This is a genomic window from Ottowia thiooxydans (assembly GCF_040548795.1).
GTDB classification, from domain to species: Bacteria; Pseudomonadota; Gammaproteobacteria; order Burkholderiales; family Burkholderiaceae_C; genus Ottowia; species Ottowia thiooxydans_A.
Genome location: NZ_JBEPSH010000013.1, coordinates 18,779 through 33,393 on the forward strand (window position 1 = coordinate 18,779; position 14,615 = coordinate 33,393).

Below are 14,615 nucleotides of genomic sequence, written 5' to 3' on the forward strand. Positions count from 1 at the left end.
GTTCGAATGAGTGTGTGCGCCCGACACTGTATCGAAGTTCACACTCGGGGCGCTCGACACCATCTGCAACCTGGCCCCCTGGGATCACCCGGCTCCCCAGAGGAGATCAGGCGCTCCTGCTCCCCGCAATATCCTTGGTGACGGCATGAACACCAAAGTCAAGCTTGTCGAGAATGGCTTCGAGATGCTTCCTGTCATCTGCTGTGAGCACACTCGTGACGCGCTCTTCTACCTCGTGTGATAGACGGTCAAGCTCCTGATTGATGGCGGCGCCACGCTTGGTGACTGTCAAGACAGCGCGCCGACCATCAGCACTGTCCTGCTCACGTTCAATCAGGCCCTCCTCTACCAACCTGGTCACGACCCTGGCCACCTTCGGCGAATCGGACGATGTTCGGTCGACGAGGTCGCTCGGAGAAACGGGTTGATAGCACCCAATGACCGAGAGCATTTTCATTTCGGCCGGGTTGAGCTTGTACTTCTTGCGCGCCATCGAAACCACCAGCGAACTCCAGCGATGGGAGATTTGGTTGAAGCGGTAGTTAATGCGCCTGTCAAGCGGCTGCAATGTAGTTGGCACGGGTGGAGCTAAGTCAGGTTGGTTGTAGGGCGTTCATAGCAATTCTAGTCAGGGGCGGCCCTCAGCACACTCAGCGGAAACCCCGCGTAAACACGCCATTGACATGCCTGCAATTTAATTGCATTATGCAATCATATTACAGGAGACAAGCCATCATGGAGATAGATGTGGTTATCGTCGGTGCAGGTCCGTCAGGACTTCGAGCCTCCGCGAGGTTAGCTCAAAACGGCGTCGCCGTGATAGTCCTTTACCAGGGGCTCATCGGAGGTGAACTCAAGTCGGTTCCGTGGATAGAAGATTCAGAAATTGCCCCGAATGGAATGACCGGCTTGGAGCTCTCGGAAAAATTGGCGGATGCAGCTACGCAAGCCGGCGTGAAATTCCATGTTGTTGAAGTGCACGGTGTTGAGGCCTACGCGGACTGCGCAACCGTACTCCTGGCGGACGAAGCATTTCTCACCGCAAGGGCTGTCATCCTTGCGACGGGGACCAAGCCCGTTCAAATGGACTCCGTCAACTTGAGCGCATACGAAGGCGCTGGCCACATTGCCTGCGTTTCGTGCGATGCAATCTTCTATGAGAATTCGCCAGTGTTGGTCAGCGGCGGCGGCTATGGTGGCGCCGGCGACGCACTGCACCTGGCGCGATATGCTTCCAAGGTGTTTGTGGTGGAGAAGTCCTCCCAGCTCAACTGTGGCGCGACTCGCATGCAGGCCATCGTCGCCCATCCCAAGATTGAGGTATTGCTCAACACGCAGGTGACTTCAGCTGGCGGCTTCAATGGTCTGGACTCGGTGGTTGTCCAAGGCGATGATGGACTCGAACGAGCGCTCCAAGCAACGGGAATATCTATTCAGATCGGCCGCCAGGCAAACAACAATCATGTTCGTGGCGCTTTGGACTTGGACCCAGACGGCTTTATCAAGACCGATGGCAATGGCATAACAAGTGCACCCAACTTATTCGCCATCGGTGATGCGAGGAGTGGCTCCAATCGAACCATTCTGGACGCTCTGGTGGACGCTGACAAGTGCGCAGCGCTCGTTGCATCGGCATTGGATAAAGAGCTTTCAGCTTGATCAGGGGACAAAAATGTTGACAACTCGCCGCCAAATTCTCAGCTTCAGCCTGGCTTCGCTTTTTGCCGGAGGCGCTCACGCGAGCGCGTTCTCTTCCTCATCGCCCCCCATTAAATTCATTATTCCTGCGCCCCCCGGCGGACCAGCTGACCTCATGGCGCGAGCAATGATTCCGACCATGTCGGCAGAGCTTAATGGCAACCCCATCATCGTTGACAACAAGCCTGGTGGCGCGACCGTGCTTGGAGCCAGCCTGGTTGCAAAGGCGCCGTCCGACGGCTTCACGCTGTTACTGACCATCAACGCAACGCACACCCAAGTGCCTCACCTTCTTGCCAAGATTCCCTACGATCCATTCAAGGATTTCACGCCCATTTCCCAGCTCTTCCGAAGCGGCGTGGTGGTGTGTGCGCAGAAGGGCCTGCAAGCGAAGGATCTTCGGGAACTGGTTACCTTGTCTCAGTCATCGCCGGTCACTGCAGCGTCTGCGGGTATCGGCACCACCGGACACCTGTACATCGAGATGCTCAACAGCATCTATGGTGCCAAGCTCATTCACATTCCCTACAAGGGCGCTACGGAGGGACAGCGGGATTTGCAGGCTGGCATTGTGCAGGTCTACTTCGACTCCGTCTCGTCCGCCATTCCCTTCATCAAGGCGGACAAGGTCAAAGCGCTTGCAGTAACGGGGATCAAGAGGCTCGAAGTGCTTCCTGATGTTCCATCCGTCGTCGAGCTCGGGCTCGATGCCTTGAACATCAGCGGTTGGTTTGGAGTGTTTGGACCAGGCAATATGCCAGACTCGGTGGTGGCAGCGCTGAACAAGGCAATACGAGCGGCCGTTCAATCCCCTCAAGTCGTCCGGCAGTTTGCGCCTCTCGGCGTGGAGTTGACAGGCACTACCGCATCTGAGTTCAGCGCAACTGTGCGAAAGGACCACGCTGCGTGGGGGGAGGTCATCAAGAAAGCGTCTATAAAAATCGACTGATCCTTTTGGGTTCAGTATGGGGCGGAAAAAATTCAATGTTGACGCGAACCTTCCCGGGTGGATCGACTTGCTCGTGGCCGACGCGCGCAAGCTCCTCGGCCACTGAGTCTTACGGCTACTTCCAATTGTCGACTTTGACCGTAGACGGATTGTAGAACTGCCAAGCTTGCGACATCGGATTGGTGCGGCCACCCACGACAATGATTTCAATGGAGTTCTCGGGATAGACGCGAAGCTCCGTGTCGTCAGGAGCATCAAGATAGGACTGGGGCCAGCGCCGCTGTTGGTAAGCTGCACCGTTGCCTCTGATACCTTGCTCCATGAATGCCTTGTAGAAGTAATCGCTGCGGAAGTCCTTGGCTGTACGTGTCGCCTTCTCCCATAAATACCGTGTGACGTCTTCTTTAGAGTATCCGGCCCCATGCAGTTTGTCAGCAACGATGGGGTCGAGCAGGAGAAGCGCGCCGCGCGGCATCTCGAACTGTGCCAGACCTCTGGCCATGGAGTCCAGGCCTAATTCAATGCTGCTCATGAATCTGGCAAAAGGAGAAAGAAAATTCCAACCGCCGTAGAGCACCGACACAAGGTCCTCACTGTCGTCAAAACCCCGGGACGCATGGTAGGAGGGCCACGGGCTCTCTATCTGGTTCTCGGTAAATGCCAGGCTGTACTTCGTAGGATTGCCAATGCTGCTGAGGTCACTCACTCCCGATTTAGAGCCTCCGAGGCAAATCAGCGCGAGACGCATGAAGCGACCGATGGTTGCATTTACCCGGTTACCGGTGCCCGCGCCGAGGGCGTTGACGCCGCCATTCATCCCGATGCGCTGTGCGATGGGCCCGCTAACTACGGTTGCAAGAGAGAAGGCAGTGGTTGAACGAACGCACGAAGCGAAGGCTGGTGCACTGACCGCCTTCACCATGGCAAGCAGTATCGGCAAGTGTTCAGGCGTGCAGTTGGCCATGGAAGCCACCGTTGCGACTTTTTCGACCGTGACTCGGTAGCCCTCCGGGTGAAACCGATCGACCACCACGTCTGAGGCATTGCGCGAGGTCCCCCGAAGGAGCTTGCTCACGGCGGACTGAGTGGGAGGAAAGACTGGCATTCCGTCGCTCCAATGGCGGCGGTCAAAGAACTCATTGACCTCTTCCAGGCTGCCCTTGAATGCAATGCGTTGGGGATTGAGGTCACTCGTCTGAGCGGGCGTCATTTCGGCTTCAGTCAGAGGTTCTGTCAGGCTCTGGATGAGCCGTTGCGCGATTGACTCCATTTCTTTGTCCTCAATCATGTCGCACGGATGCGGTACATGCACCCTGCGCAGTGATGGCATGCCTTCCTTCTTGCATGAAATCTCAACATCGAGCCGGAATGGTTCGTCCACGACATACACCGTCGGCACCTTGAGCTTCTCGATTTGCACAGACCAATGCGTCCCCCACATCGAACAGGAGCCGCACGCGCCGCATCCATAAATCACTGCGTCGGCATCCTCTTCCACCCGTTTCCACAAGTCGGGTTCATCTGACATGTAGGTGGTTTCGCGGCGAACAAACACAGCATTGACGCCTGGCGCGAAGCGGTGCAGGTTCTCTGCCATCCATGAAAGAAATGAGTCCGCGCCGCCGATGACCTGGCTGATGCAATACACGGTTTTTCCCTCCAAAGAGGCAAGCCGCCCAGTGGGGGTCAGGGGAGGTGCGTAATGTGGTTCGCCTGACGGGTTGAGTACGGCATATGAGGGCTGATTCGGTTCGGTTACTGCAAACATCTTTGTCTCCTATTCGATGGTATTTTGCTGCACTTTACCTGCAATATGCAATCAATATCTCGGCAAGGCAGTAATCCGTGCGGCACCGGGCCAGGCACAGAGCACCTTGCTTGCGTTAGAAGATTAGCCACGCTCGGGTTTTAGCAACCAAAAGCGCAGTGGCTCGCCTAGCTACCGGGTCCGAGATGAGCGATGGCCCCGTAGCTTGAGATCTCGGCTCAAATCGAATTCATCCACGCAGGAACCGCGCGCAGCGCTACTTCCGTCACAAGCACCTGGAACGTGGCTGCATGCCAGAGCAGTGCAACGTTGTCCAGCGTGGCACGGGCTTCTGGTACCACAAGCCCTGCCCAGGATCTCGCAATCAAGTAAACACCGAGGATCAGCAGCACCACGGTATGAAATCCCTGATAGGACAGCAGGATCGCGACCGACGCGCTCCAGCCATCTACTGTGGGTGAGAGGTTGGCGTCAACCTGCCCACGCAATGCGAGTGCGAAAGCAGCGCCCATGAACAACAAGGCCAGCAGGGTGAATCCACGCAGAGATGTTTGCGAACCAGGCTGAAGACCTCGCCTGGTATTGGCGAACATGCATGCGCTACTCATCACCATGAAGGCGATGTTCGCGTAACTCAACCAGGGGTTTGCCAGACTGGCGCCCGGCGGTGGGCACACATCCAGAGCCATGGAAAGATGCACATGACTGTAGATAAAGGACGCGAAGATCGTGCAATCCACGATGACGAGCAGCAAGGTCGCCCACCATGAATGCGAGCGCCTTGTGAGGGGTTGCACGGGCACGCGCACCCCCTCGCCAATCTCGGCCCATGGCCGCGGGGCTTTGCGGTCCAGTTGCCAGACCCACTGGACCATGGCCGCGATGGAGCCCATTCCGAACACAAACGCTGTAGTCATCCATTCCACTGTCAATAGCAGGAAAAATCCTGCTGTACCCACCGCAGCGAGAAAGGGTTGCCAGCCCTCTGAAGGCAAGCGCAAGAGCTGCAAGGGGCGTGCAGTGCGTGCATGGGTAATCAGCGTTTCACGCCCGCCGAAAATAGTTCCGGGTACCCACCACCGGCCTTGCTCAACCTGTTCGGAAAGTGAAGGGTTATCCCAGAGTGGCTCGGTTCCGCGAACTTCCGGAATACTGCGCACGCCATAATCGCGTGGCGGCAGCCACTCCAACGTGCCGGCGTTCCAGGGATTGTCATGATCACGATCCGGTTTGAGCAGAACGCGCACCGCATCTATGAGGAAAATCAAAACCCCCGCCGCCAAGGTGAACGCCCCGATGGTGGACACCAGGTTCAAGGCATTCCACCCCACATAGTCGGAATAGGTGTATACACGCCTTGGCATTCCGAGCAGACCGGTAATGTGCATGGGGAAAAATGCCAGATGCAGACCAGCGAACATCAACGCGAAACACCAGCGACCCAGGCGCTCTGACAGTTGAGCGCCATTGATCACTGGAAACCAGTAGTACAGCGCGGCGAACACGGGAAAAACCATGCCGCCCATCAAGACGTAATGCAGATGGGCGACGATGAAGTAGCTGTCGTGGGCCTGCCAGTCGAAAGGCAAAACAGCCACCATGACGCCTGTCAGCCCCCCGATCAGGAAGATGCAATGAAAGCCCAGCAGAAAAAGCGTGGGCGTGTTCATGCGCACACGACCGTTCCAGAAAGTGGCTATCCACGCAAAAATCTGAAGCCCGCTCGGGATGGCCACGACGAAGCTGGCAATCGATGTCAGCAGCAAAGCGTTGATGCCCACGCCGCTGGTGAACATGTGGTGAATCCACAGCAGAAAACTGACCACTCCAACACAGACCAAAGCGGCCACCACAGCACGATGACCTACCAATGGAATGCCTGCCATCGCCGGCACCATCATGGAGACCATGCCCGCGGCGGGCAAGAAGATGATATAGACCTCCGGATGGCCAAAAAACCAGAATAGATGCTGCCAAAGTACCGGGTCTCCGCCACGCTGCGGATCGAAGAATGGCCAGTCAAACGCGCGTTCGAGCTCCAAAAGCGTGGTGGCGGCAATGACCGCTGGGAAGGCGAAGATGATCATGACCGCGCTCACCAGCACAGCCCATGCAAACACCGGCATATTGGAGAGCTTCATGCCCGGCGCGCGCGTGAACAAGATTCCGATGATCAGCTCAATGGCTCCGGCGATGGCGGAAATTTCAATGAAGCCTATACCCAACAACCAGAAGTCTGCCCCAATCTCGGGCGAAAACTGTTTGCTGGTCAGTGGCGGGTACATGAACCATCCACCGTCGGGTGACACGCTCCAGAAGATGGTGCAGAAGAACGCCAACCCGCCTATGGCATAAGCCCAGAAGGCGTAGGCGGACAGACGCGGAAACGGCAGATCGCGTGCGCCCAGCATATTGGGCAGCAGGAAAACTGCAATCGCCTCCACGATGGGCACGGCAAACAGAAACATCATCACCGTGCCGTGCATGGTGAAGAGTTGGTTGTAGGTGCTGGCCCCAATCAGATCGTTGTCTGGCGTGGCCAGCTGCAGGCGCATCAGCAGCGCCAGAATCCCTCCCAACACGAAAAACACCATTGCTGCGATGATGTAATAAATGCCGATCTGTGAGTTGTTCACCGCCGTAAGCCTGCGCCAGCCCTGCGGGGGCTCCCAGGCCCGCTCAAGCGCTTCTCGTTCCCCCGTCGGGCGAGGAAGACGGTTGGGGAATGCCTCTTGTATGGCCCCTGAAGACGCCTTCATTTCAGCTGACTGAGCCATTCGGCAATGTCCTCCATGTCCTTTGACGGCACGCGATCGGCGCCAGAAGGCATGCGTGCGCCAGGCTTGATGTCTTGCGTATGTTCGATCCAGCGGCGGAGGTTCTGAGGCGTGTTGGGCAAAGTGGCCGCAGCGAGAGACACACGGCTGCCGACGTGAGTGAGGTCAGGACCGAGACCTGATTGGGCAACGCCGGGGTCGGCATCCGAAATGCCCCGAACGGCATGGCAGAAGTTGCAGCGATTTTGGAGGAAGGCGCTACGACCAGGGTGACTCAACAACAGATCGGTGGTCATGGCAGGCTGAGCCTGCGTTAAGGCCCAGGCATTGAATTCCTCGGCAGAACTCACCACCACATCAAGCGCCATCAAGGCGTGTTGCTCGCCGCAGAACTCTGCGCATTGGCCTCGCCAGCGCCCCAGGGCAGCAGGCGTGAGCAAGAGATGCTGGATTCGCCCAGGAACCATGTCCATCTTGCCTCCCAGTGCGGGCACCCAGAAGCTGTGAATCACGTCCTCGCTTGCCAGCGCAAAGTACACCGGCCTGCCTTGTGGCAGACGTATCTCGTTGGCCGTGACAAAGCGGCTGCCCGTCTGCGTGTCGTGGTAGGTGACTTCCCACCACCACATGTGCCCGGTCACCGAAACCACCAGTGCATTGGGTGGCGGAACAGGTTTCCACGCAGGACGCTTCCATTCGCTGTAGAAAAACAGCGCGGTCAGCACAACCACAGGCATGAGTACGCCCCCTCCCATGAGCCAGAGGCGGGTATGGGCCCGACCTTCGCGAGAGAGGGACAAAAAGAGCAGAAGCATGACGCCCGCAAAGATCACGGTCGCGCCGGCCACCAGTACTATCGTCAACTCAATAAATGCCGCTGACTGTTCGCCGCCTGCATGAAACGCAGATTGCGGGGTCGATAAGGTTGCACCTGAACTCACCGTAGAGTCCCAAGATAGTTCGCCATGTCCTGGGCATGTGCCGGGGAGACCGCCAAAGAGGGCATGGTGGCTGCGGGGACCTGCGAATGAGGATCTATCAGCCACGTCGCCAAGGCTGAAGGCTGGTTAGGAATACGTCCGCCAATAAAACTACGACGTCCAAAGCCCTCTAAGGAAACTGCGGTGACCCCGCGCGCATCAGCCACACCCGGAATGGTGTGACAGCTGCCGCATTGGTACTGAGAAATCAGCGACTTACCGCGCAGCACTGATTGCACAGACGCAGAAGTAGATGCTTGAGGTTCAGGCGAACTCGAGTCGCAACCTATCCCCGCGAATGCCAACACCAGGACGGCCGAAGACAAAACGGGTCTCAGCGACCCGTGCTCGAAGAGGTGGTCCGCCTGCGGCATGTAGTCATTATCGGCCGCGATGCGAAGGCTTTCACCGACAAGAAAGCCAGCATCGCATGTAGGACAATTTCGTATGGATAAACGCGGTGCGAAGATCGTGGCTCTCACGCTGGTTGCAGTCGCAATGACCTGCGTCGGCGTTGCATGGTTTGTGGTGTCAGCAGGCTTCTACAACGTGGCGGGCAACGTTCAGCATCTGCCACCCGTTCATTCTCTGTTTGAGTATGCTTTGCAGGAATCCGTGCGTCATCACGCGCGGAACATAGAGCCGCCAGACGTTGCGGATGCGTCGGTCATGGAGCGCGGTGCGCTGTGCTATCAAAACAAATGCCTGCAGTGTCATGGAGGCCCCGGCATTGCGGCCAATGACTTTGCACAATCGATGCAACCTCTGCCAGGGCCATTGATCGATGCTCCTCAACGCTGGCACGCGCGTGAGATTTACTGGATCACGCGCAACGGCCTCAAGATGACAGGCATGCCCGCGTGGGAACACCGCCTGTCTGAGCAGGACTTGTGGGCCGTGACGGCCTTTGTTCAAAAGCTGCCTTCCCTGACTCCGGCGAAGTTCGCGCAATTGATGAGCCCCAGCGACCGAGGCCAGCGTTGCGAGCGAACGGCAGATGGAGAAGTTCAGGCAGGGGATGTAGAGCGTGGAAGGCGCGCCTTCTATGCCTACGCCTGCATCGGCTGCCACACCATTCCCGGCATCATATTCTTTCCTGACCCTCAGGTGGGCCCCACGCTGAGTGGCATGGCCAGCCGAACCCGGATTGCGGGCGTGGTGGACAACACCGAGGCCCAAATGGTGCGCTGGTTGCGCGACCCGAATGCCGTCAAACCGGGATCAGCCATGCCCGCGATGGGCATGACCGAGCAAGACGCCGCGGACTTGGCCGCATTTCTAGCCACCTTGCGCTGAGCATCCATTTCCTGACGAGGCGACTGCGCCATGGGTTCACCTCGGCTTTAATTTCCCTCTTGGTTCGAAGGGGGTTCAATGGCTCGTCGATCTTGAGCTCGATGCGTGCCATCGTTGTCGGTAGACGTCATTTCAACACTGCCCTTCGTGCTGATGACAATGGGCTATTTTCACCAACCCGGATTAAGTGCAAAGTAGAGCCTCCGGTCGGCGCGAGCCAACCGAGAAATAACCCAGAGACCTCCCATGTATCTCCCACAGCATTTTGCAGAATCAGACCTCACTGAGATTCACCGCATCATCCGAGCCCATCCGCTGGGCATGCTGGTCAGAACGACGTCCGACGGCCTTGAAGCAGACCACCTGCCGTTCCTTCTGGATGCCGATCAAGGCTCAGGCGGAACATTGATTGCCCATGTGGCGCGTGCCAACTCCGTGTGGAAAGAAGTTCAGGACGGCGCCGATGTGCTCGTGGTGTTCCGCGGTGTGGACGGGTACGTCTCACCCAACTGGTACCCTGGCAAGCTGGAAACCCACCGACGTGTACCCACCTGGAATTACGAAGTGGTTCATGCCCACGGCAAGATTCACGTGCGAGACGATGAGAAGTTCATACGAGGTGTAGTGGCGCGCCTGACGCACAAGCACGAGGCCGACCAGGCCAAGCCTTGGAAGATGGGAGATGCGCCGACCGACTACCTCGCCGAACAACTCAGTCGCATCGTCGGCATCGAGATCGTGCTGACCCGCCTGGAGTGCAAGAGAAAGCTCAACCAGCACCGTGAACTGCCTGATAGAGAAGGCGCTATTGAAGGACTTACATCCAGTGGCAACCAGGCTCTGGCGCAGGCCATGCGCGACACCCTGAAGGCGGGCGAGGCGAAGAATCCCAAGTGAATTGATCAGTTCCGGCCCCACACGCGCAGCGCAGCCGGGCTTCATGGAAAATACACGCATGCGCATAGTTACAGCAAACCTCAACGGAATCCGCTCCGCCGCGAGCAAGGGCTTTTTTGACTGGGCCAGCCAGCAGGAAGCTGACGTCATTGGAGTTCAGGAAGTCAAGGCTCAAAGCGAGCAGGTGACCGGCATCCATTGCCATGTGGGCAAGATGCCTGGTCAGTTTCATTACGCCCAGAAACGCGGCTACTCTGGCGTGGGCATCTACATGCACCAGGAGCCTTCCGAGGTCATCGTGGGCTTGGGCGACGAAGAGTTCGACTACGAAGGCCGGTGGGTAGAAGCCCGCTTTGACAAGCCCGGGCGCAAGCTCAGCATCATCAGTTGCTACTTCCCCAGTGGCTCATCCGGCGAAGAGCGGCAGCAAGCAAAGTTCCGTTTTCTCGCCCTGCTCTACCCCCGATTGCTGGCATTGCGTGAGGATCGTGAGTTCATTCTCATGGGCGATGTGAACATTGCCCATCAAAACGCCGATCTTAAAAACTGGCGGAGCAACCAGAAAAACAGCGGTTTCCTGCCAGAGGAGCGGGCCTGGATGACCAAAGTCCTGAGCGAAGGTGGCCTGGTAGACGTCTATCGCCGGCTGCACCCCGACACGACTGACACCTGCTACACATGGTGGAGCAATCGGGGACAGGCCTATGCCAATAACGTGGGATGGCGACTGGACTACCAGATCGCCACCCCTGGCATCGCGCAAACGGCGCGCGCTGCGGCCATCTATAAAGACGTCAAGTTCAGCGATCACGCGCCCTTGACGATCGACTACGACTTCACTCTGTAATCCGATCAGTTTGGCGCATTTTTTGGCGCCGTGAATCTTCGGCTTTCATCGGCGAGTGAACAAATGACCAAACGAGAGTAAAGCAGACCTCCGGCACGGCAATCTGATTCACTCTTCTGCTGTAAAGCCGGTCGAAGAAACAAGAGGCCCCCGTGTTTGTCGGTCCGCCTTGATCTTGGCCGCGAATTCGGTCAGGTTCAGAATCATCGTGGTGAATCTCAACTCGAACAGCCGCTTTTCAATCTCCGGCTTTTTCATCTCTGACTGGATTGCTGTACTGCGCCGGGCTGCGGTCGCCGTAGTCGTGGCTGAAGGCGCAAACATAGCGAACTGCTGGTCCGGAAGCATGCCCTTGTCCCCCCATTCCGTGAATGTCAGAACATTAGACGTGATGAGGGACCGTCTAGGCCCGGTCGTCGCGAGAATCCGCACCTTTTTTTAGATTTGAGATAAGGCACGCTAGCTAAGCGCCATTCGATTGATGAAGAGGGCCGCCAGGCGACCACGTCGTCTGTGTAAACAACAGTGATGACATCCTAGATTCTCAGCGTCCACCTCCGACCGTGGCGATGTTGGGGATTTCACTGAGATACAGGTGCACTGGATGCACTCGGTTTACAGCGACTTCTGCGGATACGACCATTCACAGCAGTCCGAAACAGATTGCGTGCGGTGCACTTCAACGAAAAGCGGACAGTTTGCAAACTGGAGACCTACGTGCAGATCACAACCTCAACTCTCATACGACGTGTTGCCGCGCTTTGCATTGCTGCGGCGTCATGCGTTGCCTCTGCGGAAACCTTTCCTTCACGTCCGATCACGTTGATGGTGCCGTTCGCACCGGGTGGTCCGACAGACACCATCTCACGCAACATCGCGCAGAAAATGACGGAGACGCTGGGCAAGTCTGTCTTGGTAGATAACAGGCCCGGCGCTGGCGGACAGATTGCCGGCAACATTGTTAAACAGGCACGACCCGACGGCTACACCTTGTTTGTCGGCGCGAGCGAAATGTTCGCGATCAATCAAACATTGTTCAAAAAATTCAGCTACGACCCTCTGAAGGACTTCATTCCAGTCGCCGCCTTCGTCGAGACGCCGATGGTGCTCGTGGTCTCTAAAGAAAGTGCCATCAGCTCAGTACAGGAACTGATGGCACTTGCGAAATCGAAGCCGGGGGGCCTCAGCTATGCGTCACAGGGGCTTGGCTCGGTCGGTCACCTGCTTGGAAGCAGCCTGGGGTCAAAGGTCGGCACCACCATGGTCCACGTGCCGTACAAAGGTTCGTCGCCTGCCTTGCAAGATCTTGCAACCGGGCGAGTTGACATGATGTTCGATGTATTCGCGAGCAGCGGTCCTTTGATTACAAGCGGGAAACTCAAGGCCCTCGCGGTCGCGAGCCCAACACGGTCTGCCAGCCTTCCGGGCATCCCTACACTGACGGAGAGCGGTGTCACAGGCCTAGATGCGAGCGTCTGGTTTGGCGTGGTCGCCCCGGCAGGAACATCTCAGGAAGTCATCGCGGTACTCAACAATGCCGTGACCACCGCGATCGGCAACCCCGAGTTGGTGAAGCGCTTCGGCGATCAGGGCATGCGGCCACTTTCTCTGACACCTCAGAAGTTCACAGCCTTCATGAAGAGCGAGATTGAGCGCTGGACACCCATCGTCAAGGCGAGCGGCGCAGAGGTGGAATGATGTCCAGTTTCACAGATCAAAACACCAGCCACTTCGTGGAGATCACCGAAGGCGAACTCAAGCTGCGGCTCCATTACAACGACGCTGGCCACGGCAAAGAGGCGGTCGTCCTGATTCATGGCTCAGGTCCCGGTGCGAGCGGCTGGTCGAACTTCCACCGGAATGTTCAGCCGCTCGTGAATGCTGGCTACCGCGTCATCCTGATGGACTGCCCCGGCTGGAGCCAGAGCGACCCGGTCATTTCCCGCGGATCTCGCTCAGAACTAAATGCCGCTGCGCTCAAGGGACTACTCGACGTGCTCGGAATTGAACGGGCGCACCTCGTGGGCAACTCTATGGGCGGGCACAGCGCCGTCGCGTTTGCATTAGGGCATCCGAAACGCGTTGGAAAACTGGTTCTTATGGGAGGCGGCACGGGAGGCGCCAGTACATTTGCACCCATGCCCACCGAGGGGATCAAGTTGGTGCAGTCGGTCTATCGCACGCCAACGGTCGAAAACCTGAAAGCGTTGATGAATGTCTTCGTCTATGACGGCTCCACCATTGACGACGTGCTTCTGCAAAGCCGCCTTGCCAGCTTGAATGCTCGACCAGAACATCTGGTGAATTTTCTCGAAAGTGCAAAGCTCAACCCGAAGCAATTTCCCGATGTCAGCCCGCGCCTGTCCGAAATCACAGCGCCCGCACTCGTCATCTGGGGACGCGATGACCGATTCGTTCCTCTGGATATCGGCCTGCGCTTGGTGGCCGGCCTCCAGAATGCCGATCTAATCGTCTTCAGTCGCTGTGGACACTGGGCTCAATGGGAGCATGCGGACAAATTCAACAGGCACGTGATCGGATTTCTCAACGGCGGTTGAAACACGCTGACAAGTTCACTCCTCTATCCAGGATCGGCTTGCGCTGCCGATCGAATGAGCGAGTTTCGTCAAGCGCACTGCGTAGCGCGACTTCAAGTCGCCTGGAGAGACTGCGTTGCGCGGAAAGATCATGTTAATGGCGGCCAGCAAGCGTTTGCCGGAGAAGACCGGGACGGCGATCGCGCCGAAGTCGGACTCGAGGCTCCACTCACCTTCATTGATGGCGTATCCGCGACGCAGAGTGTCGCGGACCATCTTGGCGACCTGACGGCGATCGCGCGCGATTTCGCTCGTCTCATCTCCACGCTCTGCCAGGATCTTGATCAGTGTGTCTCGCTCTTCATCGGAGCATGCGGCCAGATAGGCGCGGCCGACAGCCGTCACCAGTAGTGGCAACTTCTGACCCAGCCGTGCGTGATGCTGCGACAGCGTGCTCCATCGGTGTGTCGACTCGCGCACGACCATGAAGCCGCCTTCGAGAGTCGCGATGTCACAAGGCCACAGCAGGTCTTTCACAGAATCATGCATGAGTGGAGTGGCGACCTGAGATACCCATGCCTCATCGGCAAAGCCCTCACTCAGACGTCTCACTTCAAAGGTTAGGTAGTACTGGCCATCGCGCTCTCCATGACGAACGAGTCCTGCGGCGCGCAGCGTTTCCATCAAGCGCTTGACGGTTGTTCGGTGCATTGCGCAAGCACGTCCGAGTTCTGTTGTGGTGGCGATGCCGCCCGGGGACGCATTGAGCGCCTTGAGAAGCAGAAGGCCACGTGTAAGACCGCGGACTTCTTTGTAATTGTTGTCCGATGACGGCGCTGTGGGCATGCAAGTCTCCTGGTGTTGGC

The 14,615-nt window shown here is 57.5% G+C and carries 14 protein-coding genes; 7 read left to right on the forward strand and 7 right to left on the reverse strand.

Features of this window, described 5'->3' with window-relative positions:
• Positions 1-106 precede the first annotated feature (106 nt).
• Complete coding sequence (locus ABIE13_RS24845; RefSeq protein WP_354448538.1) at positions 107-580, reverse strand: MarR family winged helix-turn-helix transcriptional regulator; 474 nt, start codon at positions 578-580, stop codon at positions 107-109.
• A 155-nt stretch (positions 581-735) separates the two neighbouring features.
• Here ABIE13_RS24845 and ABIE13_RS24850 point away from each other — a divergent pair, with 155 nt between their 5' ends.
• Positions 736-1,659 (forward strand): NAD(P)/FAD-dependent oxidoreductase, encoded by a 924-nt coding sequence (locus ABIE13_RS24850; protein ID WP_354448539.1) that lies wholly within the window; start codon positions 736-738, stop codon positions 1,657-1,659.
• 166 nt (positions 1,660-1,825) lie between these two features.
• On the forward strand, positions 1,826-2,647 hold the full coding sequence (locus ABIE13_RS24855; protein ID WP_354448736.1) for a Bug family tripartite tricarboxylate transporter substrate binding protein: 822 nt from the start codon (positions 1,826-1,828) through the stop codon (positions 2,645-2,647).
• A gap of 115 nt (positions 2,648-2,762) precedes the next feature.
• Here the strand turns inward: ABIE13_RS24855 and ABIE13_RS24860 are convergent, their stop codons facing one another.
• From ABIE13_RS24860 to ABIE13_RS24875, 4 genes are all read right to left on the reverse strand, one after another.
• On the reverse strand, positions 2,763-4,415 hold the full coding sequence (locus tag ABIE13_RS24860; RefSeq protein WP_354448540.1) for a UGSC family (seleno)protein: 1,653 nt from the start codon (positions 4,413-4,415) through the stop codon (positions 2,763-2,765).
• Between the two features lie 218 nt (positions 4,416-4,633).
• The gene (gene ctaD, locus ABIE13_RS24865) at positions 4,634-7,192 is read right to left on the reverse strand and encodes a cytochrome c oxidase subunit I (RefSeq protein ID WP_354448541.1); all 2,559 of its coding nucleotides are present in this window, start codon (positions 7,190-7,192) and stop codon (positions 4,634-4,636) included.
• Positions 7,171-8,133, reverse strand: coding sequence for a cytochrome c oxidase subunit II (gene coxB / locus ABIE13_RS24870; RefSeq protein ID WP_354448542.1), 963 nt, complete (start codon positions 8,131-8,133; stop codon positions 7,171-7,173). The genes ctaD and coxB overlap by 22 nt, the downstream gene beginning before the upstream one ends.
• Positions 8,130-8,498: a c-type cytochrome gene (locus ABIE13_RS24875; protein WP_354448543.1), complete on the reverse strand. Its 369-nt coding sequence runs from the start codon at positions 8,496-8,498 to the stop codon at positions 8,130-8,132. The genes coxB and ABIE13_RS24875 overlap by 4 nt, the downstream gene beginning before the upstream one ends.
• A gap of 121 nt (positions 8,499-8,619) precedes the next feature.
• Here ABIE13_RS24875 and ABIE13_RS24880 point away from each other — a divergent pair, with 121 nt between their 5' ends.
• The 3 genes from ABIE13_RS24880 (at position 8,620) to ABIE13_RS24890 (ending at position 11,212) form a co-directional block, all read left to right on the forward strand.
• Positions 8,620-9,468 (forward strand): c-type cytochrome, encoded by an 849-nt coding sequence (locus tag ABIE13_RS24880; RefSeq protein WP_354448545.1) that lies wholly within the window; start codon positions 8,620-8,622, stop codon positions 9,466-9,468.
• A 246-nt stretch (positions 9,469-9,714) separates the two neighbouring features.
• Positions 9,715-10,365: an FMN-binding negative transcriptional regulator gene (locus tag ABIE13_RS24885; protein ID WP_354448547.1), complete on the forward strand. Its 651-nt coding sequence runs from the start codon at positions 9,715-9,717 to the stop codon at positions 10,363-10,365.
• 58 nt (positions 10,366-10,423) lie between these two features.
• Positions 10,424-11,212 (forward strand): exodeoxyribonuclease III, encoded by a 789-nt coding sequence (locus tag ABIE13_RS24890; protein WP_354448549.1) that lies wholly within the window; start codon positions 10,424-10,426, stop codon positions 11,210-11,212.
• 108 nt (positions 11,213-11,320) lie between these two features.
• On the opposite strand, the gene ABIE13_RS24895 is transcribed toward ABIE13_RS24890, so the two are convergent.
• Positions 11,321-11,644, reverse strand: a complete 324-nt coding sequence (locus tag ABIE13_RS24895) for a tripartite tricarboxylate transporter substrate-binding protein (protein ID WP_354448551.1) — start codon at positions 11,642-11,644, stop codon at positions 11,321-11,323.
• Between the two features lie 285 nt (positions 11,645-11,929).
• Here ABIE13_RS24895 and ABIE13_RS24900 point away from each other — a divergent pair, with 285 nt between their 5' ends.
• The gene (locus ABIE13_RS24900) at positions 11,930-12,910 is read left to right on the forward strand and encodes a Bug family tripartite tricarboxylate transporter substrate binding protein (protein WP_354448552.1); all 981 of its coding nucleotides are present in this window, start codon (positions 11,930-11,932) and stop codon (positions 12,908-12,910) included.
• On the forward strand, positions 12,907-13,770 hold the full coding sequence (locus ABIE13_RS24905; RefSeq protein WP_436278481.1) for an alpha/beta fold hydrolase: 864 nt from the start codon (positions 12,907-12,909) through the stop codon (positions 13,768-13,770). Before ABIE13_RS24900 ends, ABIE13_RS24905 begins: the two co-directional genes overlap by 4 nt.
• Positions 13,771-13,785: 15 nt before the next feature.
• Here ABIE13_RS24905 and ABIE13_RS24910 read toward each other — a convergent pair whose 3' ends face one another.
• Complete coding sequence (locus ABIE13_RS24910; protein WP_354448554.1) at positions 13,786-14,595, reverse strand: DNA-binding transcriptional regulator; 810 nt, start codon at positions 14,593-14,595, stop codon at positions 13,786-13,788.
• Positions 14,596-14,615: the final 20 nt, after the last annotated feature.

Bases quoted from the DNA above. Each gene is read 5' to 3' on its own strand.
- ABIE13_RS24905 (WP_436278481.1), top strand. From the start codon at position 12,907: ATGATGTCCAGTTTCACAGATCAAAACACCAGCCACTTCGTGGAGATC.
- ABIE13_RS24880 (WP_354448545.1), top strand. From the start codon at position 8,620: ATGGATAAACGCGGTGCGAAGATCGTGGCTCTCACGCTGGTTGCAGTC.
- ctaD (WP_354448541.1), bottom strand. From the start codon at position 7,192: ATGGCTCAGTCAGCTGAAATGAAGGCGTCTTCAGGGGCCATACAAGAG.
- ABIE13_RS24890 (WP_354448549.1), top strand. From the start codon at position 10,424: ATGCGCATAGTTACAGCAAACCTCAACGGAATCCGCTCCGCCGCGAGC.
- ABIE13_RS24860 (WP_354448540.1), bottom strand. From the start codon at position 4,415: ATGTTTGCAGTAACCGAACCGAATCAGCCCTCATATGCCGTACTCAAC.
- ABIE13_RS24855 (WP_354448736.1), top strand. From the start codon at position 1,826: ATGATTCCGACCATGTCGGCAGAGCTTAATGGCAACCCCATCATCGTT.
- ABIE13_RS24910 (WP_354448554.1), bottom strand. From the start codon at position 14,595: ATGCCCACAGCGCCGTCATCGGACAACAATTACAAAGAAGTCCGCGGT.
- ABIE13_RS24850 (WP_354448539.1), top strand. From the start codon at position 736: ATGGAGATAGATGTGGTTATCGTCGGTGCAGGTCCGTCAGGACTTCGA.
- ABIE13_RS24885 (WP_354448547.1), top strand. From the start codon at position 9,715: ATGTATCTCCCACAGCATTTTGCAGAATCAGACCTCACTGAGATTCAC.